General features: G+C 62.9%; 26 protein-coding genes. 12 read left to right on the top strand and 14 right to left on the bottom strand.

Features of this window, described 5'->3' with window-relative positions; all coding sequences use genetic code 11:
* Positions 1-184 precede the first annotated feature (184 nt).
* The 5 genes from AB5Y94_RS07605 to AB5Y94_RS07585 all read right to left on the bottom strand — a co-directional run bounded on the left by AB5Y94_RS07605 (position 185) and on the right by AB5Y94_RS07585 (position 5,939).
* Positions 185-1,231, bottom strand: a complete 1,047-nt coding sequence (locus tag AB5Y94_RS07605) for a DUF418 domain-containing protein (protein WP_368205292.1) — start codon at positions 1,229-1,231, stop codon at positions 185-187.
* A 28-nt stretch (positions 1,232-1,259) separates the two neighbouring features.
* Complete coding sequence (locus tag AB5Y94_RS07600) at positions 1,260-1,853, bottom strand: TetR/AcrR family transcriptional regulator (RefSeq protein WP_213344031.1); 594 nt, start codon at positions 1,851-1,853, stop codon at positions 1,260-1,262.
* A 188-nt stretch (positions 1,854-2,041) separates the two neighbouring features.
* Entirely contained in the window at positions 2,042-4,063 is a 2,022-nt protein-coding gene (locus tag AB5Y94_RS07595) for an exoribonuclease II (protein ID WP_213344030.1), read from the bottom strand.
* Between the two features lie 86 nt (positions 4,064-4,149).
* Positions 4,150-5,049, bottom strand: a complete 900-nt coding sequence (locus tag AB5Y94_RS07590; RefSeq protein ID WP_017765214.1) for a LysR family transcriptional regulator ArgP — start codon at positions 5,047-5,049, stop codon at positions 4,150-4,152.
* Between the two features lie 266 nt (positions 5,050-5,315).
* On the bottom strand, positions 5,316-5,939 hold the full coding sequence (locus AB5Y94_RS07585) for an acyl-homoserine-lactone synthase (protein ID WP_005308454.1): 624 nt from the start codon (positions 5,937-5,939) through the stop codon (positions 5,316-5,318).
* A gap of 62 nt (positions 5,940-6,001) precedes the next feature.
* On the opposite strand from AB5Y94_RS07585, the gene AB5Y94_RS07580 reads away from it, so the two are divergent.
* The 3 genes from AB5Y94_RS07580 (at position 6,002) to AB5Y94_RS07570 (ending at position 9,724) form a co-directional block, all read left to right on the top strand.
* On the top strand, positions 6,002-6,784 hold the full coding sequence (locus tag AB5Y94_RS07580; RefSeq protein WP_005308457.1) for a LuxR family transcriptional regulator: 783 nt from the start codon (positions 6,002-6,004) through the stop codon (positions 6,782-6,784).
* A 213-nt stretch (positions 6,785-6,997) separates the two neighbouring features.
* Positions 6,998-7,618, top strand: a complete 621-nt coding sequence (gene lysE, locus AB5Y94_RS07575; protein ID WP_005308459.1) for an L-lysine exporter — start codon at positions 6,998-7,000, stop codon at positions 7,616-7,618.
* A 126-nt stretch (positions 7,619-7,744) separates the two neighbouring features.
* Positions 7,745-9,724, top strand: coding sequence for a bifunctional 2',3'-cyclic-nucleotide 2'-phosphodiesterase/3'-nucleotidase (locus tag AB5Y94_RS07570; RefSeq protein WP_368205291.1), 1,980 nt, complete (start codon positions 7,745-7,747; stop codon positions 9,722-9,724).
* A 74-nt stretch (positions 9,725-9,798) separates the two neighbouring features.
* Here the strand turns inward: AB5Y94_RS07570 and AB5Y94_RS07565 are convergent, their stop codons facing one another.
* The 9 genes from AB5Y94_RS07565 to hslR form a co-directional block, all read right to left on the bottom strand.
* Positions 9,799-10,275, bottom strand: coding sequence for a glycine zipper 2TM domain-containing protein (locus tag AB5Y94_RS07565; RefSeq protein ID WP_005308463.1), 477 nt, complete (start codon positions 10,273-10,275; stop codon positions 9,799-9,801).
* A 137-nt stretch (positions 10,276-10,412) separates the two neighbouring features.
* On the bottom strand, positions 10,413-10,868 hold the full coding sequence (locus AB5Y94_RS07560) for an N-acetyltransferase (protein ID WP_043169395.1): 456 nt from the start codon (positions 10,866-10,868) through the stop codon (positions 10,413-10,415).
* Between the two features lie 14 nt (positions 10,869-10,882).
* A complete protein-coding gene (locus AB5Y94_RS07555; protein WP_368205290.1) occupies positions 10,883-11,269 on the bottom strand; it encodes a DUF6559 family protein in 387 nt (128 codons plus the stop codon).
* Positions 11,270-11,364: 95 nt separating this feature from the next.
* Positions 11,365-11,760, bottom strand: coding sequence for a nitrous oxide-stimulated promoter family protein (locus AB5Y94_RS07550; protein WP_052248731.1), 396 nt, complete (start codon positions 11,758-11,760; stop codon positions 11,365-11,367).
* A 112-nt stretch (positions 11,761-11,872) separates the two neighbouring features.
* Positions 11,873-13,675, bottom strand: coding sequence for an aminopeptidase P family protein (locus AB5Y94_RS07545; RefSeq protein ID WP_043169382.1), 1,803 nt, complete (start codon positions 13,673-13,675; stop codon positions 11,873-11,875).
* Between the two features lie 33 nt (positions 13,676-13,708).
* A complete protein-coding gene (locus AB5Y94_RS07540; protein WP_017783592.1) occupies positions 13,709-14,374 on the bottom strand; it encodes a GntR family transcriptional regulator in 666 nt (221 codons plus the stop codon).
* A gap of 175 nt (positions 14,375-14,549) precedes the next feature.
* On the bottom strand, positions 14,550-16,175 hold the full coding sequence (gene pckA / locus AB5Y94_RS07535; protein WP_017765220.1) for a phosphoenolpyruvate carboxykinase (ATP): 1,626 nt from the start codon (positions 16,173-16,175) through the stop codon (positions 14,550-14,552).
* A gap of 149 nt (positions 16,176-16,324) precedes the next feature.
* Entirely contained in the window at positions 16,325-17,209 is an 885-nt protein-coding gene (hslO, locus tag AB5Y94_RS07530; RefSeq protein WP_005308471.1) for an Hsp33 family molecular chaperone HslO, read from the bottom strand.
* 108 nt (positions 17,210-17,317) lie between these two features.
* Entirely contained in the window at positions 17,318-17,716 is a 399-nt protein-coding gene (hslR, locus tag AB5Y94_RS07525; protein ID WP_017783591.1) for a ribosome-associated heat shock protein Hsp15, read from the bottom strand.
* A 214-nt stretch (positions 17,717-17,930) separates the two neighbouring features.
* On the opposite strand from hslR, the gene exeC reads away from it, so the two are divergent.
* The 9 genes from exeC to exeK all read left to right on the top strand — a co-directional run bounded on the left by exeC (position 17,931) and on the right by exeK (position 26,917).
* Complete coding sequence (gene exeC, locus AB5Y94_RS07520) at positions 17,931-18,779, top strand: GspC family type II secretion system variant ExeC (RefSeq protein WP_368205302.1); 849 nt, start codon at positions 17,931-17,933, stop codon at positions 18,777-18,779.
* 21 nt (positions 18,780-18,800) lie between these two features.
* A complete protein-coding gene (gene exeD, locus AB5Y94_RS07515) occupies positions 18,801-20,834 on the top strand; it encodes a GspD family T2SS secretin variant ExeD (protein ID WP_368205289.1) in 2,034 nt (677 codons plus the stop codon).
* Positions 20,834-22,339, top strand: coding sequence for a GspE family T2SS ATPase variant ExeE (gene exeE / locus AB5Y94_RS07510; RefSeq protein ID WP_368205288.1), 1,506 nt, complete (start codon positions 20,834-20,836; stop codon positions 22,337-22,339). Before exeD ends, exeE begins: the two co-directional genes overlap by 1 nt.
* A gap of 1 nt (position 22,340) precedes the next feature.
* Positions 22,341-23,561 carry a GspF family T2SS innner membrane protein variant ExeF gene (gene exeF / locus AB5Y94_RS07505; RefSeq protein ID WP_166464098.1) on the top strand — a complete coding sequence of 407 codons (1,221 nt, stop codon included), beginning with the start codon at positions 22,341-22,343 and terminating at the stop codon, positions 23,559-23,561.
* Between the two features lie 150 nt (positions 23,562-23,711).
* A complete protein-coding gene (gene exeG, locus AB5Y94_RS07500; RefSeq protein ID WP_005308483.1) occupies positions 23,712-24,143 on the top strand; it encodes a GspG family T2SS major pseudopilin variant ExeG in 432 nt (143 codons plus the stop codon).
* Between the two features lie 47 nt (positions 24,144-24,190).
* The gene (gene exeH, locus AB5Y94_RS07495) at positions 24,191-24,754 is read left to right on the top strand and encodes a GspH family T2SS minor pseudopilin variant ExeH (RefSeq protein ID WP_017765227.1); all 564 of its coding nucleotides are present in this window, start codon (positions 24,191-24,193) and stop codon (positions 24,752-24,754) included.
* Positions 24,751-25,110: a GspI family T2SS minor pseudopilin variant ExeI gene (gene exeI / locus AB5Y94_RS07490; RefSeq protein ID WP_005308487.1), complete on the top strand. Its 360-nt coding sequence runs from the start codon at positions 24,751-24,753 to the stop codon at positions 25,108-25,110. The genes exeH and exeI overlap by 4 nt, the downstream gene beginning before the upstream one ends.
* 44 nt (positions 25,111-25,154) lie before the next feature.
* On the top strand, positions 25,155-25,802 hold the full coding sequence (exeJ, locus tag AB5Y94_RS07485; RefSeq protein ID WP_024942324.1) for a GspJ family T2SS minor pseudopilin variant ExeJ: 648 nt from the start codon (positions 25,155-25,157) through the stop codon (positions 25,800-25,802).
* 89 nt (positions 25,803-25,891) lie between these two features.
* On the top strand, positions 25,892-26,917 hold the full coding sequence (gene exeK, locus AB5Y94_RS07480) for a GspK family T2SS minor pseudopilin variant ExeK (RefSeq protein WP_017780398.1): 1,026 nt from the start codon (positions 25,892-25,894) through the stop codon (positions 26,915-26,917).
* Positions 26,918-26,991 lie beyond the last annotated feature (74 nt).

Raw genomic sequence — 26,991 nt, 5'->3', positions numbered from 1 at the left:
TTTGGTATTTGCGCAAACCTGTTGTCAATGTGATCTATTTCTCATTTCTATTATTTGTATTCAAATGGAACAATCCGCCTGACCTGAAAAGTGAGGGTGTTGACGATGGATTTATTGAATCAGCGTTAAAGTAATCAATGAATCAATTATTTTGTAGCTCACTTTCAGTTTTTCATGATGCCCTTCAGCCGCAGAGCCGACGCATCAGCCACTCCAGTGGGCCTCGCTCGAAGCGCAGACTCCAGAGATTGGCAAACAGCAGCGCCGCCAGGGCGAAGAGGCTGGCGGCCAGCACCACCTCGGGCAGATCCTGCCCCTGCAGCCAGCCGATGGCCTCCAGCATCCCCATGCCGAGCATGATGTGAGCCAGATAGAGGGTCAGGGTCTGCCGGCCGACCGGCAGCCACACTCGCCACCAGCGGGCCTCGGGCAGGGCGCGTCCCAGCCAGAGACAGAGGGCGATCAGGGTGCTGGCCGCGCCCATGCCGAACAGCAGGTAGAGCGGCGCCGGGGGAATGGGCTGAGTTGCCAGCAGCGGCGCCAGCTCAGGGTTCGGCAAGAGGGTTGGCAACCAGAGTGACAGCCCCCTGGCCAACACCATGGCACTCACCCCGCCGGCCAGCAGCCAGCGCTGGGTGAGCGGATTGGCCAGAGACTGGCGGCTCAGCCAGAGGCCGTAGAGCAGAAAGCCCAGCCAGGGCACCACCGGGTGCCAGCCGTTGAACAGCAGATTGCGGATGAAGCCGGCCAGGGTCCAGAACTCGGGATAGCTGAAGCTGTGCCACTGCCAGCCCCGATCGTAATCGAGCAGGAACAGCAGGCCCACGAAGCTTGCCGCCAGCAGCGGGATCAGGGCCAGCAGCCAGGGGGAGGAAAGCCGGAGACAGCAGGCCCCCAGCAGAAAGTAGACGGCGTAGTAGTGGATGATGTCGGCCGGAAACACCAGGTAGTTGAGCAGCCCCACGATCAGCAGAAACAGGGCCCGCCTGGCGGTGTGGGTCATGGCCGCCGACCACGCCAGTTTGCGGGTCGACAGCCCCAGCCCGATGCCGGCCAGCACCACGAAGCTGGCGGCGGAGCGCCCCTCCAGCGCATCCAGCAGGGGCTTGAGCCAGGTCGGCCCGCCCGCCAACACCCCCATGGCGATGCGAAAATTCACCAGCACCATGCCGAGCAGGGCCATGGCGCGGGCCAGATCCAGCCCTTCCAGTCGATTGTGCGGGACGGTCATGGGAGCGACTCCTTTGGTGATCAGCGGGTCAGCAGGCCGGACCCAACAGCTGGTCCAGCAGGGACGGCAACCTTTGCTCCACCGGCGCCTGCTCTGGATGCAGGGCCAGGGCGTGGCGCAGGGCCTGCCCTTCCAGCGCGTCCAGCAGCAGCTGGGCCGTGAGATCCGGCTGAAGGTGGGCGGCCAGCTCCCCCGCCTGCTGGCCACGGTGCACCGTCGCCGCCAGGGCATCACACAGCTGGCGCTGGTTGCTGGCGAAGGTGGCCGCCATCTCGGGGTGGCGGGCCAGCTCGGCCAGGATCTCGGTGCCGAGCAGCAGGTTCTCCGGGGTCAGCGACCAAGCGAGGTAGCCGGCGGCGAAGCGGGCCAGCGCCGCCCGGGCCGGCCCCTGAACCAGCTCATCCAGCAAGGGTTGCAGCTCGGCCGCCTCCAGCGAGGCGATCAGGGCGATCAGCTCCTCCTTGCGGGCGAAGTGGTTGTAGAGGTTGCCGAGGCTCACCCCGGCGGCGGCGGCGATGTCGCGCATGCCGGTCTGGTGGAAGCCCCGCTCTATGAAGCAGCCGAGCGCCGCCTGGATGATCTGCTCGCGCCGCTGCTCCAGCCGCAGGTTGTTGGTGGTCATAGGGATGCCTCTTGCCTGAAAACTCTTTATGAGCGAACGTTCGTTCATTTGTGGATTCACTCTATGCCCGTGGCGAGCCACTGGCAAGCTCAGGGCGTACAAAAAGTGATCTGCTGACCAGGCGGGCGGCATGACCCAATAAAAAAGCCCGCAGGGTGCGGGCTTTTGCAAGGAGGGAAGGCCTTGGCTTATTCGGCCTTGGGGGCCTCGTCGGCAGGCGCGGCATCGGCTTCGCTGGCCGGAGCGACCGGCGCCGGGCCCGGCACCAGCTCTACCGCCGGCTTGGCGATGAGGGAGCGGGTCTCTTCCACCGCTTCGGTCAGCTTCACCTCGATGATCTGGCCGAGCTCGTAGACCACCTCGGTCTTGTCCAGATAGACGCGGCCGTTGTCCCAGTTGCACTCCAGCCGCTCCTTGTTGTCCAGGATGTGGCGGGCGGGCATGAACACCACGGCACCGTTCTCCTGCAGACGCAGCTTGAGGCCGGCGCGCATCACGTCGATGATCTCGGCGTTGAACACCTTGTCGGTACCCGCATCGGCCTTCAGGTAGCGCACATAGAGCCAGTCGCCGATGTCGCGCTCCACCATGCGGTGCAGGCGACGGCAGGCGGTCAGGTGCTCGGTCAGCTCCAGGCTCGGGCGCTCACCCGGGGTCTTGCCGGCGATGACGGCCTTGAGCAGGCGATGGTTGACCATGTCGCCGTACTTGCGGATCGGTGAGGTCCAGGTGGCGTAGGCATCCAGCCCCAGGCCGTAGTGGGCACCCGGTTCGGCGGACATCAGGGCATAGCTCTGGAAGCGGCGGATCTTGCCGTCCAGCCAGCGGGTGTCCAGGCTGTCGATCCAGCGGCGCAGGGCGCAGAAGCCGGACAGGCTGGCGATCTCTTCCTTCTCGAACGGGGCCTCAGCGCTTTTGAGCAGGTCGATGGCGCCGTCGAGGGACTCTTCATCAAAGCCGGTGTGGACGTTGAAGATGCCGTAGCCGACGCTCTTGCCCAGCACACGACCGGCGCAGATGTTGGCGGCGATCATCGACTCTTCCACCATGCGGTTGGCGATGCGGCGCGGCTCGACGTGGATGGCCAGCACAGCACCGTTCTCGCCCAGCTCGAAGTCGTAGTCGGGGCGGTCCGGGAACACCAGGGCGTGCTCGGTGCGCCACTTGATGCGTGCCTCGGTCATCGCCTTCATCAGCGGCAGCTGGGCCAGCACGCCTGCGTCGATATCCAGCGCTTTGCCGTGTTCGGCCCAATCGGAGACGTCGTCATAGTTGAGGCGGGCGTGGGAGCAGATGCGGGCGGCGAAGAACTCGGTCTCCTCCAGCAGCAGGCCATCCTCGGCGATCAGCAGGCGGGCGCACAGGGTGTTGCGCTCCTCGCCCTCTTTCAGGGAGCAGAGTTCGTCGGAGAGGGTGCGCGGGATCATCGGCACGTTGCGGCCCGGCATGTAGACGGTGAAGGCGCGCTGGGCGGCCTCCTTGTCCAGCTCGCTCCCTTCGGCCACATAGGCGGTCGGGTCGGCGATGGCCACCAGCAGCTCCCAGCCGTTGTCCAGCTTGCGGATGGCCAGGGCATCGTCCATGTCCTTGGTCTTGGCGCCGTCGATGGTGAAGAAGGGGGTCGCGGTCAGATCGGTGCGGGGCAGCTCTTCCTCTTCGATCACCTTCCACTCCGGCAGATCCGCCGGCTCGACCTGGGCCAGGTTGTGGCGCGCCAGCACCACCCACCAGGGCACGTTGTGATCTTCCTGGGCGGCGATCTTCTGGGTGATCTCGGCGGAGAAGTTGCCGTCCACCAGGGCGTGACGCTTGAGGGTGGCGACCACCCAGTCCCCTTCCTTGAACTCTTTCTCGTCCAGACCCTTCTTGACGCGGGCCTTGATGGCATCCTTGATCAGCGGATGATCGGCCACCACGTTGAGGCGGTCGCGGAACATCTTGACCCGGGCCACGAAGCGGGTGACGGACTGCTCCAGCAGTTCATCCGGCTCGGCCACTTCCTTCTCTTTCTCGGTGCGGATCAGGGCGGTCACCCGGTCACCGTGCATCACCTTTTTCATGTAGGGAGGCGGCACGAAATAGCTGGTCTTCTCATCGACCTCCAGGAAGCCGAAGCCCCGATCGGAGGCGCGGATCACACCCTCTTTCTTGGGGATGTTTTCGCGGATTTGTTGCTTGAGCTGGGCCAGCAGCGGATTGTCTTGGAACATAAATGGGGAACCTGAGTGGAGACCTGGTGGTTAATCGCCCAGCACTATACGTTTTTACCCCTCCAAAGCCAAGGTGAATGGCCCTGTCAGGGGCGTTGCAACGCCCGGCGACCCTGCTCGATCAGACGCTGGGATATCTGTTTGTGCAGCCCGCGCTCCAGCACCCAGCGGTGCCAGTAGAGTCGCTCTATCAGGTGCTGTTCCGGGTTGAGATCGAGCAATGACCCCTCCGCCAGCTGGCGACGGATCTGCAGTTCCGGGATGAGGCAGCAGGCCAGCCCCTGCTCGGCCATGGCGACGAAGGCCTCCGACGAGCGCACCGTGTGGCAGGGGTAGCCGCCGGGCTCCAGCCCGAAGTGACGGGCCATGTAGCTGACGTGCATGTCGTCGCGCTGATCGAAGGCCACCGCCGGCGCCTTGGCCAGCGCCGCCAGGGTCAACCCCTGCGGGAAGTGGCGCTCGACGAAGGCGGGGCTGGCGGTGAGCAGGTAGCGCATCTCGCCGAGCTCGTCGACGCAGCAGCCCGCCAGTGGCTGGCCGTGCAGGCTGACGGCACCGAACGCCTGCCCCTCGCGCACCCGATCCAGGGTGCGGCTCTCGTCATCCACCAGCAGGTTGAGCTCGATGGGGTGCTGTTCCAGCAGCGGCGCCAGGGCGGGCAGAAACCAGGTGGCCAGGCTGTCGGCATTGACGGCGATACTGACCCGGATCGGCGCCTGGGGTTCGGCGGGAGAGAGCTCGCCGGCCAGCTCCAGTTCCAGCTGGCGCACCTGGCGGTAGTGGGCCAGCAGCTTCTGCCCGAGCGCGGTGGCCTGCAGCGGCTGGCCGCGAATGATCAGCGGCTCGGCAAACTGCTGCTCCAGCTGCTTGATGCGCTGGGAGATGGCGGACTGGGTGATGTGCAGGCGCTGGGCGGCCCGCTCGAAGTTCTGCTCCTGCATCACCGCATCCAGCGCCAGCAGCAGCTTGTAGTCCAACGCCTTCATCAGCATTCCTTATCAGCAGGGAGATTGAGAAGGGATGCTACTCAAGTGGTGGCGAGAGAACAACCGGAGAGCGCTGAAAATGTCGGCAGCGCAGGCGGGACAAGGGCTGTGGGGTCAAAGCGGGTTTGTCACTGTGAGATGTGACAGTGGTGGTCAAAAGGTATTCAGGAGATACTCTTTTGCGTCCGTTTTTGCATGGGGTGGAAACGGGCCATAGCGAGAACTTTTAATCCCGGGTCTTACCCCGGGATTTTTTTGCGTCACCCTTATTCGGTGACCAGCTCGCGGGCTTCGTCATAGGCACCCTGCAGGGGCTGACCGACGGCACGGGCGAAACGCTCGTCCAGATGGAAGCGGATCCCCACCCCGCGCACGGCGCCCAGATCCACCGCCTGGCGGTGACCGAGCCGCTCGATGGGCAGGCCGAGGCGGCGGAAGATGCGTTCCACCGGCAGGCTGACCACGGCGACCAGCTCGCGGATCCCCTTCGCCCTGGCGAAGGCATAGACCTCGCGGAAGATGACGCAGGTCAGCTCGCTGACCCCGTTGCCCAGGCGCGGTGCCCGTTCGGCATCGATGGCGAGGCGGGTCAGTTCCCACACGTCGTTGCTGCGCGGCGGGGCTTCGCCGGCGAGGGCGGTGGGGAAGATGCTGGGCAGCATGTAATCCTGGGCACAACTGAGCAGACGGATGCAGCCGCACAGGCCTGAATCGTCTTCAATCAGAACCCAATGGGTGTCAGGGGTATCGAAACTGTCCTGCTCCAGACCACGGTGAGATTCCACATCCCAGCCGAGGCGATCGGAGAAGACGCGATTGCGAAAGCGATAAAGCTCGTTTTCTACCTCCCATCTGGGGTGTTCTTTTAATTTTCCTTTGAAAACAAGCATTCAGATGTCTCCATTTCAGTGTTCGGCGCTATAATCGAGGCCCTGGCCAGGGGGGCTAGCCTATGAAACAAGACCAACTGCTTGAGTACCTCGAACATTTCACTTCGGTAACGGACGGGGATCGTCTGGCCGAGTTGATCGGTCGGTTCACGCTCGGTATGGGTTACGACTACTACCGGTTTGCGCTGATCATTCCCATGTCGATGCAAAGACCCAAGGTGGTGCTGTTCAATCAGTGCCCTGACTCCTGGGTGCAGGCCTATACGGCAAACCATATGCTGGCCTGTGATCCCATCATTCAATTGGCCCGCAAGCAGACCTTGCCCATTTACTGGAACCGGCTGGATGAGCGAGCACGTTTTCTGCAAGAGGGCAGTCTGGACGTGATGGGGTTGGCGGCGGAGTTCGGGCTGCGCAACGGCATCTCGTTTCCGTTGCACGGGGCGGCGGGGGAAAACGGCATACTGTCGTTCATCACCGCCGAGCGGGCATCGAGCGATCTGCTGCTGGAGTCCTCGCCCGTCCTCTCCTGGATGTCCAACTACATCTTCGAGGCGGCGATCCGGATTGTGCGGGTCAGTCTGCGGGACGATGACCCTCAGGAGGCCCTGACTGACCGGGAGACCGAATGCCTGTTCTGGGCCAGTGAAGGGAAAACGTCGAGTGAAATCGCCTGCATCCTGGGGATCACGGAGCGAACCGTGAACTACCACCTCAATCAGGTCACCCGTAAAACGGGGTCGATGAATCGCTACCAGGCCATCGCCAAGGGGGTGAGCAGTGGCATCTTGCTGCCCAATCTCGAGCAGGTCGTGGTCACCAACTTCCCCAAGCTGATGCAATAAAACCCGATGATTCTCGGGGCAGAGTGACTGGCTAACAATTGTCAGATCCTGCAATTGACAGCCATGAACGGGTCTAGCCCCTTCTACCTCGAAGGGGTTGGGTCGAGCCCTCTGTCATTAGCAAAACAAATTGCTCAGCAGATTAATGAATTTCTCTAAACGTCTGGCCGCCCCTTATAGTGCCGTCCAATCACTCTGCTGGACGGTTCATCCATGTTTGCAACCACCCTGCAAGGCTTCACCCTCGGCCTTGCCATGATCATCCCCATCGGTGCCCAGAATGCCTTCGTGCTGAGTCGGGGCATCCACCGCAACCACCATCTGCTGACGGCGACCCTCTGCTGCCTGTGCGATCTCGTGCTGATCGGGATCGGGGTGTTCGGCGGTGCCAACCTGCTGGCGGCCAGCCCGATCGGACTGGCCCTGCTGACCTGGGGCGGCGTGCTGTTCCTCGGCTGGTTCGGTATCCGTTCCCTGCGCAGCGCCTGGCGTGGGCAGGGGGCTGCGCTTGCTGACTCGCCCCAGCTGATGGGAGTCAAGAGCGTGCTGGCCATGACGCTCGGGGTGACCCTGCTCAACCCCCACGTCTACCTGGACACCCTGATGCTGCTCGGCTCCTTCGGCAGCCAGTTTGCCGAGGAGTTGCGGCCCGCCTTTGCGGCGGGGGCCATGTTGGCCTCGCTGGTCTGGTTTTACAGCCTGGCGTTTGGGGCGGCGGCCCTCTCGCCCTGGCTCGCTCGCGGCAGGGTTCAGCAAGCTATTGATACTATTGTTGGTTTCATCATGCTCGGGTTGGCGTTGCAGCTGGCGAGCGGGGCTTTGCTGGCGTCATAAGGCTATTTTTGTGCCGCACCTCATAAAAATTCACCCCGGCTTCATCCGCTGACATATTCGTCTGTTAAATTCCCGTCGCTGGTAAAGCGACACTCTAATAAAAGGGACAAGACAGTGAATAAATCCATGAAGCTGGGTGCTATTGCAGCCATCGTGCTGTTGTCTGCCTGTAGCAATGACAACGACAGCAAGGCGCAACCGGGCGAGGTTGCCCTGCGTCTGATCCAGACCTCCGACATCCACTCCAACGTGCTGGGGTACGACTACTACCAGAACAAGGAGGATCGCAAGTTCGGCCTCTCCCGCACCGCGCTGCTGATCCGCGCGGCCCGCGCCGAAAACCCCAACAACCTGCTGCTCGACAACGGCGACCTGATCCAGGGCACGCCGCTGGCTGACTACATCTTCGAGCAGTCCGGTGCCGGCTACCTCGACAAGCAGGCCCACCCGGTGTTCAAGGCGATGAACGAGCTCGGCTACGACGCCGGCAACCTGGGCAACCACGAGTTCAACTACGGTCTGGATTACCTCACCAAGACCCTGCAGGGGGCCAAGTTCCCTTATGTGAATGCCAACGTGTTCGAGGCAGGCGCCTTCAAGCGGGATGCCAAGGGGCAAATAGACTGGAGCGGCAACAAGTTCACCCCCTACCTGCTGCTGGAGCGCAAGGTGAAGGATGACAAGGGCCAGCTGCAGACCGTCAAGGTCGGCATCCTGGGGCTGACCCCGCCGCAGGTGCTGCAGTGGGACAAGCGTCATCTGGAAGGCAAGGTGGTGGTGGCCGACATGGTCGAGACCGCCAACCACTATGTGCCCGAGCTGCGCGCCAAGGGCGCCGACGTGGTCGTCGTTGTTGCCCACACCGGCATCAATGCCAGCAGCTACGAGGCCATGATGGAGAACTCCGCCTGGCACCTGGCCAAGGTGAAAGGGGTGGACGCCCTGATGCTGGGCCACGCCCACAAGAACTTCCCGGGCGACTTCCCTGATTTGCCGGAGGTGGACAACCAGGCCGGCACCCTGAGCGGCATTCCGACCGTGATGCCTGGCTACTGGGGCAACCACCTCGGCATCATCGACCTCAAGCTGGAGCAGGTGGACGGCAAGTGGCAAGTGAAACAGAGCCAGGCCAGTCTGCGCAAGATCGACTCCAGCGAAGGCAGCGCGGTGGATCAGCGGGTGGTGGACCTGGTGCAGGCCGACCACGACGCCACCAACCAGTGGCTGGACGAGCCGCTCGGCAAGATCACCTCCTCCATCCACAGCTTCTTCGCCCTGGTGCAGGATGACCCCTCGGTACAGCTGGTGAGCGATGCCCAGCGCAAGCATGCAGAGCAGTTGCAAAAAGATGGTCTGCTCAAGGAGTCCTACCCCATCCTGTCGGTAGCGGCCCCATTCCGTGGCGGTCGCAACGGCATCAACGACTTCACCTACGTGGCCCAGGGCGACATCTCCCTGCGCAACGTCTCCGACCTCTACATCTATCCGAACACCCTGCAGGTGGTCGAGGTGAACGGGGCCAACGTCAAGGAGTGGCTGGAGATGAGTGCCGGCCAGTTCAACCAGATCGACACCGGCAAGACCGAGGTGCAGTGGCTGGTGAACGAGAAGTTCCCCACCTACAACTTCGACGTGATCGACGGGGTCAACTACGAGGTGGATATTACCCAGCCGGCCCGTTACAACAAGGAAGGGGCCAAGGTCAGCGACGGCCAGCGCATCAGCAGCCTCACCTTCAACGGCCAGCCCATCGATCCGGCCCAGAAGTTCTACGTGGTGACCAACAACTACCGCGCCAGCGGCGGCGGCCACTTCCCGGGCATCGACGGCAGCAACATCGTCCATGAAGATCCCTTCGAGACGCGCGAGATCATCGCCCAGTACCTGAAGGCCCAGTCTGCCGAGAACCCGGCCGGCTTCAGCCCGGCGGCCAACAACAACTGGCACATGAAGGCCCTGCCGGCCAACGTGGACGTGCGGCTCTACTCCTCGCCCCGCGAGGAGGCCAAACAGCTGGCCGGTGCGGATCTGGAGTACAAGTCCACCCTGCCGATGGATGACGCCCAGCACCCTGGCTACGCCATCTTCCGGCTGATCCGTCAGTAATTCCCGGCCGACATGGCAATAAAAAAAGCCCTCGCACTGCGAGGGCTTTTTCATGGGCGGAGGGTTCCGAGGGCTTAGTTGACCACGGCCACGTTGATGGTGCCGTTGCCCTGGGTCATGCGTACCCGGGCGCCCGGTACGAAGGTGGGGCTGGCCTTTTGCACCACCACGATGGATTCGCCGTTCTCTTTCTTGATCTCGAGCTCGACGCCATCCACCTGGTTGAGCTTGTCACCGGCTGCCTTGCCCGCCGCTGCACCCGCGATGGCGCCACCGGCCGCAGCGATGTCGCTGCCGCGCCCGCCGCCGATGGTGCTGCCGAGCAGGCCGCCGACCACGGCGCCGCCTATGGTGCCGATCAGCGAGTTCTCATCGGCCTGGATCTTGACCGGGCGGGTGGAGAGGATGGTGCCGTAGCTGACGGTCTGTACCTGCTTGGCGCGATCCTTGGTGTAGACGTCGCCGGAGTAGACGTCGCTGTTGGCACAGCCGCTGAGGGTGGTGGCGGTGGTGGTGGCCAACAGGGCGATGAGGGTAATGCGTTTCAACATGATGGGCCTCCTGGGCTGGCATCTAATCTGGTTTGTTCGGTCAGTGATTCAACTCTACGCCAACCGGATTGAGCATGAAACCAGCAAAGTGTAACCAATTATAAGGCCCGGGCCCGGCAAACCCCGTCACCGCCGGCTCAGCCGAGCCGTTTTTCCAGCAGCAGGCGATCCTCGCCCTGGCCGAAATAGTCGCGCTCCTCGGCCAGTTGCTGATAACCGAGTCGAAAGTAGAGGCGCTGGGCCGGATTGGCCGGATCCACCGTCAGTCTGACCCGCTCGATCCCCAGCTTTTCCAGTGACTGCTCCACCTGCAGCATCATGCGTTCGGCCAGACCGAAGCCGCGCGCCTCCGGCAGCACCGCCAGCGACAGCAGCCAGCCCTGCGACCGATCCTGTCCCAGCCCACCCAGGGCATAGCCCAGCAGCCTGCCGTCCAGTTCGGCCACCAGCAGCAGTTCGGGCCACAGATCCATGGCCTGGCGGAAGAAGAAGCCGGGATAGACATCCTCCCCGAACACATTGACGTCGATCTGCCAGATGGCGTGCATGTCGGTGTGAGTGGCGGTGCGCAGCAGGGGCGGGGTGTGGTGCATCAAGACTCCTTCGGTCAATATTGGCGAAAGGTGATGCCCTGGGTCTGTACCTTGCGGTCGCTGCCGCCTCGCCATTGGGCAGGGCGCGCCAGCTCGCGGACATCCAGAGCGGTATAGGCGATATCGTGGTGAAACAGGCTCTCGGCGAGCGACTGGCGCAGTGCGAGCAGGCGCTGATCGTCGAGTTGCCAGCCACTGGCAAGCTCGGGCGCGCTCTCGTGGCGGTAGAGCGCGAAGTAGTAATGGAGCCAGCGGGGCGGCAGTTTATGGATCCTGGTCTGGGTCAGCAACTGCCCCGCACTGTATTGCTCGCGGGCACCATACTCTTTGGCCAGGATAGCCGACATCGCCAGATAGCGACGCAGGGCCCGACGCTCACGAAAACGGGTAAACCAGCCCATCTTATCTCCACTTCTCCACTGTCAGATGCAGACCGCAAGAGGCGGTCTGGACGGGGTGGAGTTTACCGGCTGATTCCTGAATCCAGCATGAGTGATCAGGGGGGAAGCGGGCGGCTGTGGGGGCGTCTGGGGGCCTTGCGACGACTGTCCAGCAGGTGGCGCAGGGCCAGCCAGGGGTGATGCCACAGCATGCGCGGGCCGCTCCACTTCATTACCAGCTGGATCTGCTTGCGCATGGCCGGGGCATAGCAGTGGATGTGGCAGTTGGCACAGGTGGGCTTGTGGCCGTGACCATAGCGGCAGCGGCGCAGCCGCTGGTGGGCGAACTCCTGCAACTGCTGGCAGTGCCGGCAAGCGGGATCCTGATGATGGTGGTCGCAGTAGAGGCGGATCATGGCGCTGACCGTCTGCTGCTCACGCTTGAGCCTGGGATGCACGGGCGCCTTGTCGGCACGGGCCGGGCGTGCGGGGTGGGTGTGATGGGTCGTCATGCAAGGCATTGTCCGGACCTGGGGCGACGGGGTCTTGATACAGGTCAAACCGGCGGGCAAAAAAACAGGGCCTGCAGGCCCTGTTTCATCAGACAACTTCGATTGTCTGCGCTTAGATAAGGCTGGTTGCCTGCTCCAGCCAGGCGAGATCCTCGCCCTCCAGCAGCGGGCTCAGGCGGCGGTAGACCTCGGCGTGGTACTCGTTGATCCAGCGGAACTCGGCCGGGCTCAGCAGGCTGCGATCGATGAGGCGGGTATCGAACGGTACATAGGTCAGCCGCTCGAAGCCCAGCATCGGCAGCTCGCCGATCTGCTCCTGTTCGGTAACCACCACCAGGTTCTCGCAACGGATGCCGAAGGCATCTTCCCGGTAGTAGCCGGGTTCGTTGGAGAGAACCATGCCTGGCTGCAGGGCCACCAGGCTGCCCTTGGGGGCGATGCGCTGCGGGCCTTCGTGCACGCTCAGGAAGTGGCCGACGCCGTGGCCGGTGCCGTGGTCGTAGTTGTAACCGGCCTGCCACAGCGGCATGCGGGCCAGCACGTCGAGCTGAATGCCGGCGGTACCGCGCGGGAAGCGGGCCTGATCCAGGGCGATGTGACCCTGCAGTACCCGGGTGAACATCGCCTTGTGCTCGTCGGTCAGCTCACCCACCTTGATGGTGCGGGTGATGTCGGTGGTGCCGTCCAGATACTGGGCGCCGGAGTCCACCAGATAGATGCTGTCCTGACCAAAGGTACGCGGGGTGCCGTTGGTGTGGCGGTAGTGGCACATGGCGGCGTTGGGGCCGAGCGCCGAGATGGTGTCGAAGCTCGGCTCGACATAGTGATCCTGCTCGCGGCGGAAGGCTTCCAGCTGGTCGGCCAGGGTGCCTTCATCCACGCCGTCGAACTCGCCGCTGGCGATCAGCCGATCCAGCCAGGCCAGGAAGCGGGTGACGGCGACGCCGTCGCGCAGATGGGCGGCACGCATGCCGGCCAGCTCCACCTCGTTCTTGCACGCCTTCGGCAGCATGGTCGGATCCTGACCTGCCACCAGGATGGCGCCCGCTTCTTCCATGACCAGCTGGGTCCAGGCGTTGGCGGTGTTGGGATCGGCCAGCACCTTCTGCTGATCCTCGCCGATGCGTTTGAGCACGTCACCCAGCTTGTCGATGGGGTAGACGGAGACATCCTGCCCCACGTGCTGGCTGAAGGCGAAGCAGTCGATCTTGTCGGTATCGACGAAGAAATCCATGGTGGCGTTGGCGTAGAGCACCGCAAAGCCGAGTACCACCGGCAGCCGCTCCACGTCGCGACCGCGCAGGTTGAGCAGCCAGTTGATGGGCTCGGCCTGGGTCAGCAGCACCGCATCCAGCCCGCGCTTGCGCAGATCGCTGGCCAGCAGCTCGCGCTTGGCCTGGCTGGACTGGCCCGCCAGCGCCTCGCTGTAGAGGATGGCCGGATTCTTGGTGGGGGCGGGGCGATCGCTCCAGTGCAGATCGATGGGGTTCTGATCCACACGCACCAGCTCGATGCCGCGCTCGGTCAGGATCTCTTTGGCGTGTCGATACCAGGCCAGGCTGTGCAGGCGGGCATCGAAGCCGACCCGGGAACCGGCAGGCAGCTGCTCGGCCAGCCACTGCACGTGGGGATCTTCGTTCAGGTGGAGAAACTCGAAGAGCTCGGCCGGTGCCTGCATGCGGGCCTGCACCGTGTAACGACCGTCGATGAACAGGGCCGCCCGCTGCGCCAGTATGATGGCGAGGCCGGCGGAGCCGTTGAAACCCGTGATCCAGTCCAGTCGCTCGGCGTAGGCGGGAATGTACTCCCCCAGGTGCTCGTCGTCATGGGGGACGATGAAGGCGTCCAGCTCCATCATGGCCAGTTCGGCCCTGACCTGGGCGACGCGGGTTTCAATAATCTCGAAATGATTCATGTCGTTAATGCCAGATTGTAGTGATGTGAGTGTTCAGTGGTTGTGGCCGCTGTCCAGGATCCGCTTGATTGACTGGCCAGCCGCCTCAATATGTTGCTTGAGCAGTACCACCGCCTCGTGTTTGCGGCGGGCGCGGCACAGCTCCAGCAGCTGGGCGTGTTCCCGCTCCGCCTTGTCGACGCCATCGCTGGCGAACAGCAGCTCAAAGCGCACATAGCGGTCACAGCTCAGATTGATCTGGGCGATCAGCTCCAGTGCCTGGGGGCGGCCGGCGGCCTGATAGAGGGTGGCGTGAAAACTGTGGTTCAGTTCGGCCCAGTGTTCGATCTGGGTGCCCGACTCGAGGGCCTGGTCGAACTGGGCGAGGATCGCCTGCGCCTTGGCGAAGGTCTCCTCCGTCATCAGGTCGACGGCGTGGAACAGGGTATCGGCTTCCAGCAGGGCTCGCAAATAAAAGAGCTCCTCGATGGCTGCGGCGTCCAGCATGGTGACCACGGCGCCGCGGTGGGCCTCGAACTTCACCAGCCCCTGAGCCTCCAGTTGCATCAGGGCCTCCCGCACCGGGATGCGGCTCACCGCCAACTCCTTGGCGATGGCGTCCTGGCGCAGGGGGGCGCCGGCGGGAAACTCACCGCGCAGGATCCGGCCACGGAGGTTTTCCATCACCATTTGGGTACGGGTCTTGTAGGGTGGGGTCATGATCGGGTCACAGGGGAATCGTTACAAAATTGTATATTGTATAAAGTTGGGCTGAATCTAACGCGCAAGGGCCCACAAGGCAAGGTTTGGCGGGAGTCAAACGCCGCGCTCTGCTCAAAAAAATACCGGTCAGCTGGGCTGACCGGTATGAGATTGGTTGTGAACGGGGTCGCTGTTACAGCTGCGGACCCGCCGCGACCAGACGCTTGCCTTCGTCGTTGTCGGTGAAGCGCTCGAAGTTCTTGATAAAGCGCTGGGCCAGATCCTGCGCCTTGGCATCCCACTCGGCCTTGTTGGCGTAAGTGTCGCGCGGGTCGAGGATCGCCGGGTTCACGTCGTGCAGGGCGGTCGGTACTTCCAGATTGAAGATCGGCAGCACCTTGGTCTCGGCCTTCTCGATGGAGCCATCCAGGATGGCGTCGATGATGGCGCGGGTATCCTTGATGGAGATGCGCTTGCCGGTGCCGTTCCAGCCGGTGTTGACCAGGTAGGCTTCCGCGCCTGCCGCTTCCATCCGTTTCACCAGCTCCTGACCGTACTTGGTCGGGTGCAGGGAGAGGAAGGCCGCGCCGAAGCAGGAGGAGAAGGTCGGGGTCGGCTCTGTGATGCCGCGCTCGGTACCGGCCAGCTTGGCGGTGAAGCCGGACAGGAAGTGGTACTTGGTCTGCTCCTTGGTCAGCTTGGAGACCGGGGGCAGCACACCGAAGGCGTCGGCGGTCAGGAAGATCACCTTGGTGGCGTGACCCGCCTTGGAGACCGGCTTGACGATGTTCTCGATGTGATAGATGGGGTAGGAGACCCGGGTGTTCTCGGTCTTGGAGCCATCGTCGAAGTCGATGGTGCCGTCGGCCGCCACGGTCACGTTCTCCAGCAGCGCATCGCGACGGATGGCGTTGTAGATGTCCGGCTCGGCTTCCTTGGAGAGCTTGATGGTTTTGGCGTAGCAGCCCCCTTCGAAGTTGAACACGCCGTCGTCGTCCCAGCCGTGCTCGTCATCGCCGATCAGCTGACGCTTGGGATCGGTGGAGAGGGTGGTCTTGCCGGTGCCGGAGAGGCCGAAGAAGATGGCCACGTCGCCGTCCTGACCCACGTTGGCGGAGCAGTGCATGGAGGCGATGCCGCGCAGGGGCAGGAAGTAGTTCATCATGGAGAACATCCCCTTCTTCATCTCGCCACCGTACCAGGTGCCGCCGATGAGCTGGATCTTCTCGGTCAGGTTGAAGGCGACGAAGTTCTCGGAGTTGAGACCCTGCTCCTTCCAGTTCGGGTTGGTGCACTTGGCACCGTTCATCACCACGAAGTCCGGTTTGAAGGTTTTCAGCTCTTCATCGCTCGGGCGAATGAACATGTTTTTCACGAAGTGAGCCTGCCAGGCCACCTCGGTGATGATGCGCACGGCCAGGCGGGTGTCCGGGTTGGCACCGCAGAAGCCGTCCACCACGAACAGGCGCTTGCCGGAGAGCTGCTTGGTCACTAGGGATTTCAGATGTGACCACACTTCCGGGCTGATGGCTTTGTTATCGTTTTTACCCTGGTCAGACCACCACACAGTATTCTGGGTAGTGGCGTCTTTGACGATATATTTATCTTTCGGGGAGCGGCCGGTGAAGATGCCGGTATTGACATTGACGGCCCCCAGTTCGGTCACCACGCCGCGCTCGAACCCTTCCAGGTCGGCACGAGTCTCTTCCGCGAACAGCTGGTCGTAGGAAGGGTTGCGCAGGATTTCAGTGGAGTTCTTGATACCGTACTGGTCCAGTCCTAATTGTTGGGCCAGGGTGGGTTCTGCCACGATTGTCATTGTATTCTCCTGGGTTCAGAGGTTGGTAGGGTTCTATCTGGCGTTCATCCTATCACTTAGGTGGTAGAGTTTAGCGATCGCCATCAAACTTTATAAAATAGGGTATTTTTTTGTTATTTAAGTTAAAGGCGGGTTTTGCCCGCCTTCAATTAGTGTAACTTGTTTGCATCATTACCGGGAGCCCCGCTGAACAGGGTTTCGACATCGATCCCGTCAAATTCGTACTGGGCGCCACAATAATCACAGTGCATGCCGATCTTGCCGAGCTCCTGCACCATCTCCATTACCTCTTCCTTCTCGATCTGCAACAGGGCCCCTTCGCAACGCTCGCGGGAGCAGGTGCAGCGGAATTCGACCGCCTGCGGATCGAACACCCGCACCTTGTCCTGGTGGTAGAGACGGTAGAGGATCTCTTCCGCTTCCAGACCGAACAGCTCTTCATCCTTGATGGTGCTGGTGAGCTGGGTCAGGTGCTCGAAGTCGTCGCCGTGATCCTCGCTCTGGGCAGGCAGCTCCTGTAGCAGGATGCCGGCGGCACGCGGCGCGCCTTCGTGGTAGCCGGTGCGGATCCAGAGCTTGGTCGCCAGCTGTTCGGACTGGGTAAAGTACTGCTCCAGGCAGCCGGCCAGGGTGTCGGCGTCCAGCGCTATGATGCCCTGATAGCGTTCACCCTGCTCCGGGGTGATTGTGATGACCAGCTGGCCTTCCCCGATCAGGCTCTGCAACTTGCCGTCGCTCGGCAGCTCACCCTCGTAGCGGGCCACGCCGCGCAGCTGCTGATTGTTGTCGCCGTTGATGACGGCCAGCCGTACCGGGCCGTTGCCCTGCAGCTGTACCGTGATGGAGCCTTCGAACTTGAGGGTGGCGGTCAGCAGGCTGGTGGCGACCAGCAGTTCACCCAGCAGTTTTTGCACCTGTACCGGGTAGTTCTGAGCCTCCACCACGTGGCGGTAGGTGTGGTCCAGCTGGACCAGCTCGCCCCGGACTTCGTACTCTTCGAACAGATAGCGATACAGGAGATCTTGGTTACTCATCATGCATTCCTGGGTTCTTCGGTGGGGTAAATAGATAAAAACATTAATAAACAGGTGGTTAGGAACTTATTCCGCCATCTGTCGTCATAAAAGGGCCATCTTGGCGGGTCAATATTGCTTGACCTTGATCAGCTGGCGCCGCTCCTGCTTGTCGGGACGACGCTCGGGGCTCGGGGCAAACTGGCTGTTGAAGCGGCGTGCCTCGCTGTTTTCCGCCCGTCGTTTCAGGCTGGCCTCGGTCTCTTCATAGAGCTGCTGGGCCAGCGGGGCGGATTTGCGCTGCTCGCTAACCTCGACCACCCGCACCTCCCGCTCGTCCTGGCCCTGCCAGAAACGAATGAGGGCGCCGACCTCGACATGCTTGCCCGGCTTGCTGCGCTGGCCGTTGTAGTGCACCTTGCCCCCTTCAATCTGGTCGCGGGCCAGGCTGCGGGTCTTGTAAAAACGTGCCGCCCACAACCACTTGTCGAGACGGACCTGGGTTGGGATTTCTGCGGGGTTCGGCATGAATCGACTCCGGAATGGCTGAAAGGGGTGCCTGATTATACCAGAGGCAGGCCCCGGGATAGAAACAGGGGGCCCAAGGGTGTGACGGAATGTCAATTTTCGCAGCTTACTCCCATCCGGTCGGTTGTCTCTGGGTCCATTGCCGTACACAATAGCCAACCGATTTGGATGCCAGAAAATATTGATAAACATGACGCTACCGTTCAGGGATGACTTGTTGAGCTCCCTTCTGGCCCGTTGTAAAACCGTGCCACTCTCCCGTTTCAGCCAGCCTCTGTTCTGGCTTCTGCTGCTGTTGCTGGCCCACCAGTGTGCCGGTCTCACCTGGCGTCTGCTGGATCTCGGCAGCCGCCCCGTCAGTCAGCCCTGGCAGCCGTCGGTGGTAGCCAGTCAGGGCCAGGGTTCAAACCGCCTCGATCTGAGCGGCGTCAGCCGGCTGGCGCTGTTCGGCAAGGCCAAGCAGCAGGCCCAGGCGGCCGATGTTGTCGCAGCCGATGCTCCCAAGACCCAGCTCAACGCCCAGCTCAATGGCGTGCTGGCGAGCTCGGATCCCGCCAAGTCCATCGCCATCATCGCTCACAACGGGCTGCAGAACTCCTATGGCATCGGTGACCTCATCGACGGCACCCAGGCCAAGGTCCGCCAGGTATTTGCCGACCGTGTCATCATCGAGCGGGACGGGCGCGACGAGACCCTGATGCTGGACGGGGAGGAGTACGGCAAGCCGCTGCCCCAGCAGGGCAAGCAGGACGACAAGCTCTCCTCGGTGCGCAACGAACTGATGGGCAACCCCGGCAAGATCACTGATTACCTCAATATTTCCCCGGTCCGGGTCGATGGTCGCATGGTCGGCTATCGCCTCAATCCGGGTCGCAATCCGGAACTGTTCAATCAACTCGGGCTGGTCGCCAACGATATGGCGGTCAGCATCAACGGGCTGGATCTGCGGGATAACGCTCAGGCCATGCAGGCGATGCAGCAGGTGGCTGGCGCAACGGAAATGACCGTCACCGTCGAGCGGCAAGGACAGCTCTACGACGTTTATGTCGGCTTGTCAGAATAATGAATTGGAGTAGCACCAAGAATGACAAATAAAGGGAAGGGCTGGCGTCTGGCCACCGTGGCCGCGGCGTTGATGATGGCAGGCTCAGCCTGGGCCACCGAATACTCCGCCAGCTTCAAGAATGCCGACATCGAAGAGTTCATCAACACGGTCGGCAAGAACCTGAACAAGACCATCATCATAGAGCCGTCGGTGCGGGGCAAGATCAACGTCCGCAGCTATGATCTGCTCAACGAAGACCAGTACTACCAGTTCTTCCTGAGCGTGCTCGACGTCTATGGCTTCGCCGTGGTCCCGATGGACAACGGCGTGCTCAAGGTGGTGCGCTCCAAGGATGCCAAGACCTCCGCCATCCCGGTGGTGGACGAGAGCAACCCCGGCAGCGGTGACGAGATGGTGACCCGGGTCGTGCCGGTGCGCAACGTCTCGGTGCGCGAGCTGGCGCCGCTGCTGCGCCAGCTCAATGACAACGCGGGCGGCGGCAACGTGGTCCACTACGATCCCTCCAACGTGCTGCTGATCACCGGCCGCGCCGCCGTGGTCAACCGGCTGGTGGAAGTAGTGCGCCGGGTCGACAAGGCGGGCGACCAGGAAGTGGACATCGTCAAGCTGAAGTATGCCTCCGCCGGTGAAATGGTGCGGCTGGTGACCAACCTCAACAAGGACGGCAACAACCAGGGGGCCAACACCTCCCTGCTGCTGGCCCCCAAGGTTGTGGCCGACGAGCGCACCAACTCCGTGGTGGTGAGCGGCGAGCCCAAGGCGCGCGCCCGCATCATCCAGATGGTGCACCAGCTCGACCGTGACCTGCAGAGCCAGGGCAACACCCGGGTCTTCTATCTGAAATACGGCAAGGCCAAGGATCTGGTAGAGGTGCTCAAGGGCGTCAGCTCCAGCATCGAGGCCGACAAGAAGGGCGGCGCGGCTACCACCACAGGCGGTGGCGGTGCCAGCATCGGCGGTGGCAAGCTGGCCATCTCCGCCGACGAGACCACCAATGCGCTGGTGATCACCGCCCAGCCGGACGTGATGTCCGAGCTGGAGCAGGTGGTGGCCAAGCTCGACATCCGCCGTGCCCAGGTACTGGTGGAGGCGATCATCGTCGAGATCGCCGATGGCGACGGCCTCAACCTCGGGGTGCAGTGGGCAAACACCAATGGCGGTGGCACCCAGTTCACCGACACCAACCTGCCCATCGGCTCGGTGGCCATCGCGGCCAAGGATTACCAGGACAACGGGACCACCACAGGCCTGGCCTCGCTGGCCAAAGAGTTCAACGGCATGGCGGCCGGCTTCTACAAAGGCAACTGGGCCGCGCTGGTGACGGCCCTGTCGACCAACACCAAGAACGATATTCTCTCCACCCCGAGTATCGTCACCATGGACAACAAGGAAGCCTCCTTCAACGTCGGCCAGGAAGTGCCGGTGCAGAGCGGCTCCCAGAGCTCTACTACCAGCGATCAGGTGTTCAACACCATCGAACGCAAGACGGTGGGGACCAAGCTGGTGGTGACGCCGCAGATCAACGAAGGGGACTCCGTGCTGCTCAACATCGAGCAGGAGGTCTCCAGCGTGGCGCAGACCCAGGCGACCGGGACCGCCACTCTGGGCCCGACCTTCGATACCCGCACCATCAAGAACGCCGTGCTGGTGAAGAGTGGCGAGACAGTGGTGTTGGGCGGCTTGATGGACGAGAAGACCCAGGAGAAGGTCTCCAAGGTGCCGCTGCTGGGCGACATCCCGGTGCTGGGCTACCTGTTCCGCTCCACTACCAATACCACCTCCAAACGCAACCTGATGGTGTTTATCCGGCCCACCATCTTGCGTGACTCCGATGTTTACAGTGGCATCTCCGGCAACAAGTACTCACAGTTCCGCTCCGAACAACTGGATGCGGCGGCGCAGGAGGGTTACCTCACCTCGCCCAAGCGCCAGGTGCTGCCCCAGTACGGCCAGGACGTGACAGTCTCGCCCGAGGTGCAGAAACAGCTCCAGCAGACACAGTCGGCCCCGCAGACGAGCGGCGGATCCCAGCCATTCGTGGGTAACAAGTAATGGCGGCATACCAGCTGGATGGCGTCGACATGCCGGCAGCCCTGCCCGAGCTGCCGTTTGCCTTCGCCCGCAACTTCGGGGTGATCCTGACCGAGCGGCAGGGGGCCCCGGTGCTGCTTTGCCGCCAGGGCGTGACGCCGCAAACCCTGCTGGAAGTGCGGCGGGTGGCGGGTTGTGCCTTCACGGTGGAGCAGATGGATGGCGAGGTCTTCGAAGAGCTGCTGATGGCCCACTACCAGCGTGACTCCTCCGAGGCGCGCCAGCTGATGGAGGATCTTGGCAACGAGATGGACTTCTTCGCGCTGGCCGAAGAGCTGCCCCAGAGCGAAGACCTGCTGGACGCCGACGACGACGCCCCCATCATCCGCCTCATCAACGCCATGTTGAGCGAGGCGATCAAGGAAGAGGCGTCCGACATCCACATCGAGACCTTCGAGCGGGCCCTGGTGATCCGGTTTCGCATCGATGGGGTGCTGCGGGAGATCCTGCGCCCCCATCGCAAGCTCGCCTCCCTGCTGGTGTCGCGCATCAAGGTTATGTCGCGGATGGACATCGCCGAGAAGCGGGTGCCGCAGGATGGTCGCATCTCGTTGCGCATCGGCGGCCGGGCGGTGGACGTGCGGGTCTCCACCATGCCGTCCAGCTATGGCGAGCGAGTGGTGCTGCGACTGCTCGACAAGAACAACGTGCGCCTGGAACTCAAACAGCTCGGCATGACGCTGGCCAACCGCAACATCATCAGCGAACTCATTCGCAAGCCTCACGGCATCATTCTGGTGACGGGCCCGACCGGTTCGGGCAAGTCGACCACCCTCTACGCGGCCCTCTCCGAGATCAACTCTCGGGATCGCAACATCCTGACCGTCGAAGACCCCATCGAATATGACCTCGAAGGGGTGGGCCAGACCCAGGTTAACAGCAAGGTGGACATGACTTTTGCCCGCGGCCTGCGCGCCATCCTGCGTCAGGATCCGGACGTGGTGATGGTGGGGGAAATTCGTGACCTCGAGACCGCCCAGATCGCGGTGCAGGCGTCGCTGACCGGTCACCTGGTGATGTCGACCCTGCACACCAACACCGCCATCGGTGCCATCACCCGGATGCGGGATATGGGCATCGAGCCCTTCCTGCTCTCCTCCTCACTGCTGGCGGTACTGGCCCAGCGGCTGGTGCGCACCCTCTGCCCGGATTGCCGCGCGCCGCGCCCCATTACCGAGCAGGAGCGTCTGGCCATGGGCATCGAGCTGGCGCCGGATCAGCAGGTGTGGCGGCCGGTGGGCTGCGAGCAGTGCAACCACACCGGCTATCGCGGCCGGACCGGCATCCACGAGCTGGTGGTGATCGACGAAGCGGTGCGCGAGGCGATCCATAGCGCCAGCGGCGAGCTGGCCATCGAGCGGCTGATCCGGGGCCATACCCCCAGCATCCGCCGCGACGGCATCGACAAGGTACTCAAGGGGCAGACCAGCCTCGAAGAGGTGCTGCGCGTGACCCGGGAAGACTGAGATGGCGGCATTTGAATACAAGGCCCTCGACGGCAAGGGACGCAACAAGAGCGGCGTACTGGAGGGGGATTCCGCCCGTCAGGTACGCCAGCTGTTGCGCGAGCAGGGGCTGACCCCGCTCGAGGTGAACGAGACCACCGAGAAGGCCAAGCGCGAGGCGAACCGCTTCGTGTTGTTCCGCCGTGGTGCCAGCACCGCTGAGCTTGCGATGATCACCCGCCAGCTGGCGACCCTGGTGGGCGCCGGCCTCACCATCGAGGAGGCGCTCAAGGCTGTCGCCGAGCAGTGCGAGAAGGCCCACCTGCGCAGCATGGTGGCCACGGTGCGCAGCAAGGTGGTGGAGGGCTATTCGCTGGCCGATTCGCTGGCGGCCTTTCCCCATGTGTTCGATCAGCTGTTCCGCTCCATGGTGGCGGCCGGCGAGAAGTCCGGTCACCTGGAGAAGGTGCTCAACCGCCTCGCCGACTACACAGAGCAGCGCCAGCACATGCGCACCAAGCTGCTGCAGGCGATGATCTACCCCATCGTATTGACCTGCGTCGCCATCGGCGTCATCTCCATCCTGCTCACCGCCGTGGTGCCCAAGGTGGTGGCCCAGTTTGAACACATGGGCCAGCAACTGCCGGCCACCACCCGCTTCCTCATCGGTACCAGCGAGCTGATGCAGCACTATGGCCTCTGGTTCCTGTTGCTGCTGCTGCTGGGCGGCTTTGTCTGGCGCTGGTGGCTGACCGACGACAAGCGTCGCCGTCACTGGCACCAGCTGATCCTGCGCCTGCCGGTGATCGGCCGGGTCAGCCGCGGTCTCAACACCGCCCGTTTCGCCCGCACTCTGAGCATCCTCAACGCCAGCGCCGTGCCGCTGCTGGAGGGGATGAAGATCTCCGGCGAAGTGCTCTCCAACGACTTTGCCCGCATGCGCATCGGTGAGGCCACCGAGCGGGTGCGGGAGGGGACCAGCCTGCGCAAGTCGCTGGATGAAACCAAAATTTTTCCGCCCATGATGCTGCACATGATCGCCTCCGGCGAGCAGAGCGGCGAGCTCGACAACATGCTGGAGCGGGCGGCGGACAACCAGGATCGGGAGTTCGAAACCCAGGTGAACATCGCCCTCGGGGTGTTCGAACCCATGCTGGTGGTCTCCATGGCCGGGGTGGTGCTGTTTATCGTGATGTCGATCCTGCAGCCGATCCTCGAGCTCAACAATATGGTGAATCTGTAGGTGAGGGTGTCCGAATACGCTTCGCTATTCGAACCTACAAACCCAGTCGAACCCGTAGGTTCGATTAGCCGACAGGCGTAATCGAACGATCGCGGTTTAACAGTTAATCGTTGATGGTTCATGCCATCTCATTTCGTGAGGGAGTAAGTCATGCAAAAGCGTCGTCAATCGGGTTTTACCCTGCTGGAAGTGATGGTGGTCATCGTGATCCTGGGGATCCTGGCCAGCCTGGTGGTGCCCAACCTGATGGGCAACAAGGAGAAGGCCGACCAGCAGAAAGCGGTCTCTGACATAGTGGCGCTGGAAAACGCCCTCGACATGTACAAGCTGGACAACAACCGCTACCCGACCACAGAGCAGGGGCTGGATGCGCTGGTCAACAAGCCGACCGCCGCACCTGAGCCGCGCAGCTACCGGGAAGGGGGCTACATCAAGCGCCTGCCGCAGGATCCCTGGGGCAACCCGTACCAGATGCTGAGCCCGGGCCAGTTCGGCAAGATCGACATCTTCTCCATGGGGCTGGATGGCGAAGCCGGTACCGATGACGACATCGGCAACTGGAACCTGAAGGACTTCCAATAAGTGATCTCGCCGCGTCGCGCTCACCGAGACATGCCGAGGCTGCCTGAATGAAGGTGGCCTCTTCTGCCCGTCGCCAGGCCGGTTTTACCCTGCTGGAAGTGTTGCTGGTGGCCATGTTGATGGGTCTGGTGGCCACTGCCGTCACCCTTAGCATGGGCGGCGCCAGGGGGGATAGAGAGCTCGACAAGCAGGCGCGCCGCTTCATGGCCGTGCTGCAGCAGGCGCAGGAGTACTCGGTGATGGATGGCCGGCTGGTGGGCCTGCGTGTCGAGGACAACGGCTGGCAGTTCATGCAGCGCGCGGCCAAGGATCGCAAGTGGCAGGTGATGAGCGGCGACAAGCTGCTGGATCGGGTCGAGCTGCCCGACAACATGCAGCTGGCCATCGAGCTCGAGGGTTTCAGCTGGCGGACCGACTCCGACGAGAAGTACGAGAAGGGGCGCGACGAGAAGGAGCGCACGCCCCAGGTGTTCATCTTTCCCGGTGGCGAGCTGACCCCCTTCGTGCTGACCCTGACCCAGCAGGACGACGATCAGCGCTATGTGCGCACGGTCAAGGCGGACGAGTTCGGCCGCCTGCGCCTGCTGCAGGACGAGGAGGAAGAGGAATGAACGCCCGCGGCATGACCCTGCTGGAAGTCATGGTGGCACTGGCGGTGTTCGCCATCGCCGGGCTGGCGGTGATGAAGACCGCCAGCGAGCACCTCTCCGGCCTCAACTATCTGGAACAGAAGACCCTGGCAACCTGGGTGGTGGAGAACCAGCTGGTGCAGCAGAAGCTCGAAGCCAAGTGGCCAGGTGACAGCTGGGTGGAGGGGGACGAGCAGATGGCGGGCCAGACCTGGTACTGGCGCTATCGCGGCGTCGCCACCGCCGACAGCAACTTCAAGGCGCTGGACATGGAAGTGCGCACTGCGCCCAAGGCCGACAGCCCGGTGGCCATGATCCGGACCTATATCAGCCGATGAACCTGCATCAAGGTGTCTCCATAAGCCGGAGCCGGCATCAGCCGATGAACATTCACCAACGTCTCTCCATTAGCCGGCGTCAGGCGGGGTTTACCCTGCTGGAGATGCTGGTGGCCATCGCCATCTTCGCTGGCCTGAGCCTGGGCGCCTATCAGGTGCTGCAAGGAGTGCTCACCAGCGACGAGGTGGCCAAGCGCAAGGAGGCACGTCTCTCCGAACTGCAGCTGGCCTTCTCCGTGCTGGAGCGGGACGTCACCCAGATGGTGCCGCGCAGCGGCCGCATCGACGGCGAGAGCAACAAGGTGCTGCTGGCGGCCTCCCGCTTCGGCCAGCAGAGCGACGACTGGGGCATGGCCTTCATGCGCGGCGGCTGGCTCAACCCGGACGGCATGCTGCCGCGCTCCGGCCTGCAGCGGGTCGGCTGGCGGCTCAAGGATCACAAGCTGGAGCGGCTGAGCTACCTCTACCCGGATCCGGTGATCGGCACCGAGCCGCGCATTCAGCCGATGCTGGATCGGGTGACGGCGCTGCGACTCTACTTCTACGACAAGGGCAGCTGGAAAGAGGAGTGGACCCAGCGCAACGTGCTGCCCTACGGGTTGGCGGTGGAGCTGGATCTTGAAGACTACGGTACCATTCGCCGCCAGTTCCTGATCGGTGCCGGTGGTCAGAGGGCAGATAATGGTAACTGATCGTCAGTTTCCCCTGTCCGTCATGGAAGATGACGGCACTATTCGACGCCGCCAGTTCCTGATCGGCGCAGGCGGCCAGCGAGCGGACAATGGCAATTAAGCGCGGCCGGGGCCGATCCCGCACCACTCCGGGCCGCCAGGGGGGCATGGCCCTGCTGGTGGTGCTGCTCATCCTGTCGGTGATGGTGATCATCGCCAGCAACATGAGCGGCCGGTTGCAGCTGGAGCTGCGCCGCACCGCTAACCTCACCGCCGGCAAGCAGGCCTGGTGGTATGCCATGTCGGCGGAGGCGCTGGTGAGCAAGGTGCTGGCTCAGGATTTCAAGGACGACCCCAACGTGGTCAGCCTGGGGCAGAACTGGGCGCGCCAGGATGCGGTCTTCCCGGTGGATGACGGCAAGCTCACCGGCCGGGTGCGGGATCTGCAATCCTGCTTCAACCTCAACAGCCTGAGCGTGCCGTTGAAGGACGGGATCAGCGGCGACGACCTGGAGAAGCAGCCCTATCCGGTCAAGGTGTTCAAGGCGCTGCTCAAGCAGCTCGAGGTGGAAGATTACGAGGCGGTGCAGCTGACCGATGCCATCCGCGACTGGACCGACAAGGATACCGTGCTGGTGTCGAGCTACGGCGCCGAGGATGCCTATTACGAAGGGCTCACCCCCCCTTATCTGACCGCCAACCAGTGGATGCTCGGCACCGACGAGCTGCGAGCGGTGCGCGGGGTGAGCGCCAAACTGTATGCCCGGCTGGCGCCCTATGTGTGCGCCCTGCCCAACGACAAGCTGGTGGTGAACGTCAACACCATCCGGCCGGAGCAGTCGGCCCTGCTGGTGGCGCTCTATCTGGACAAGGTGGGGCTGGACGATGCCAAGCGGGTGCTGACCAGCCGTCCCCAGAAGGGGTGGAAGAACAAGAAGGAGATGACGGACCAGATGCCGGTGCAGGTGGGCAACATCCAGGGGCTGGATGCGGCGCTGGACGTCAAGAGCAGCTATTTCGAGGCCAGGCTGCTTGCCGAGGTGGGTGACACCCGGGCCAGGCTGGAGAGCGTCTTCGTGCGCGGCAAGGACAACAAGCTGGTGATGCTGCGCCGTCTGAACGGCGGCGCCGAATAACAAGGGAGGCGGGTGACGGTCGTTGGCCGGCCCGCGCCATCCCTCGATTGGACTGCAGCCCATGGCTGCGCGCC

Origin of the sequence: Aeromonas sp. s5 (genome assembly GCF_040907865.1) — a bacterium.
GTDB classification, from domain to species: domain Bacteria; phylum Pseudomonadota; class Gammaproteobacteria; order Enterobacterales; family Aeromonadaceae; genus Aeromonas; species Aeromonas dhakensis.
This window is presented reverse-complemented; position numbering and strand designations above follow the sequence as displayed.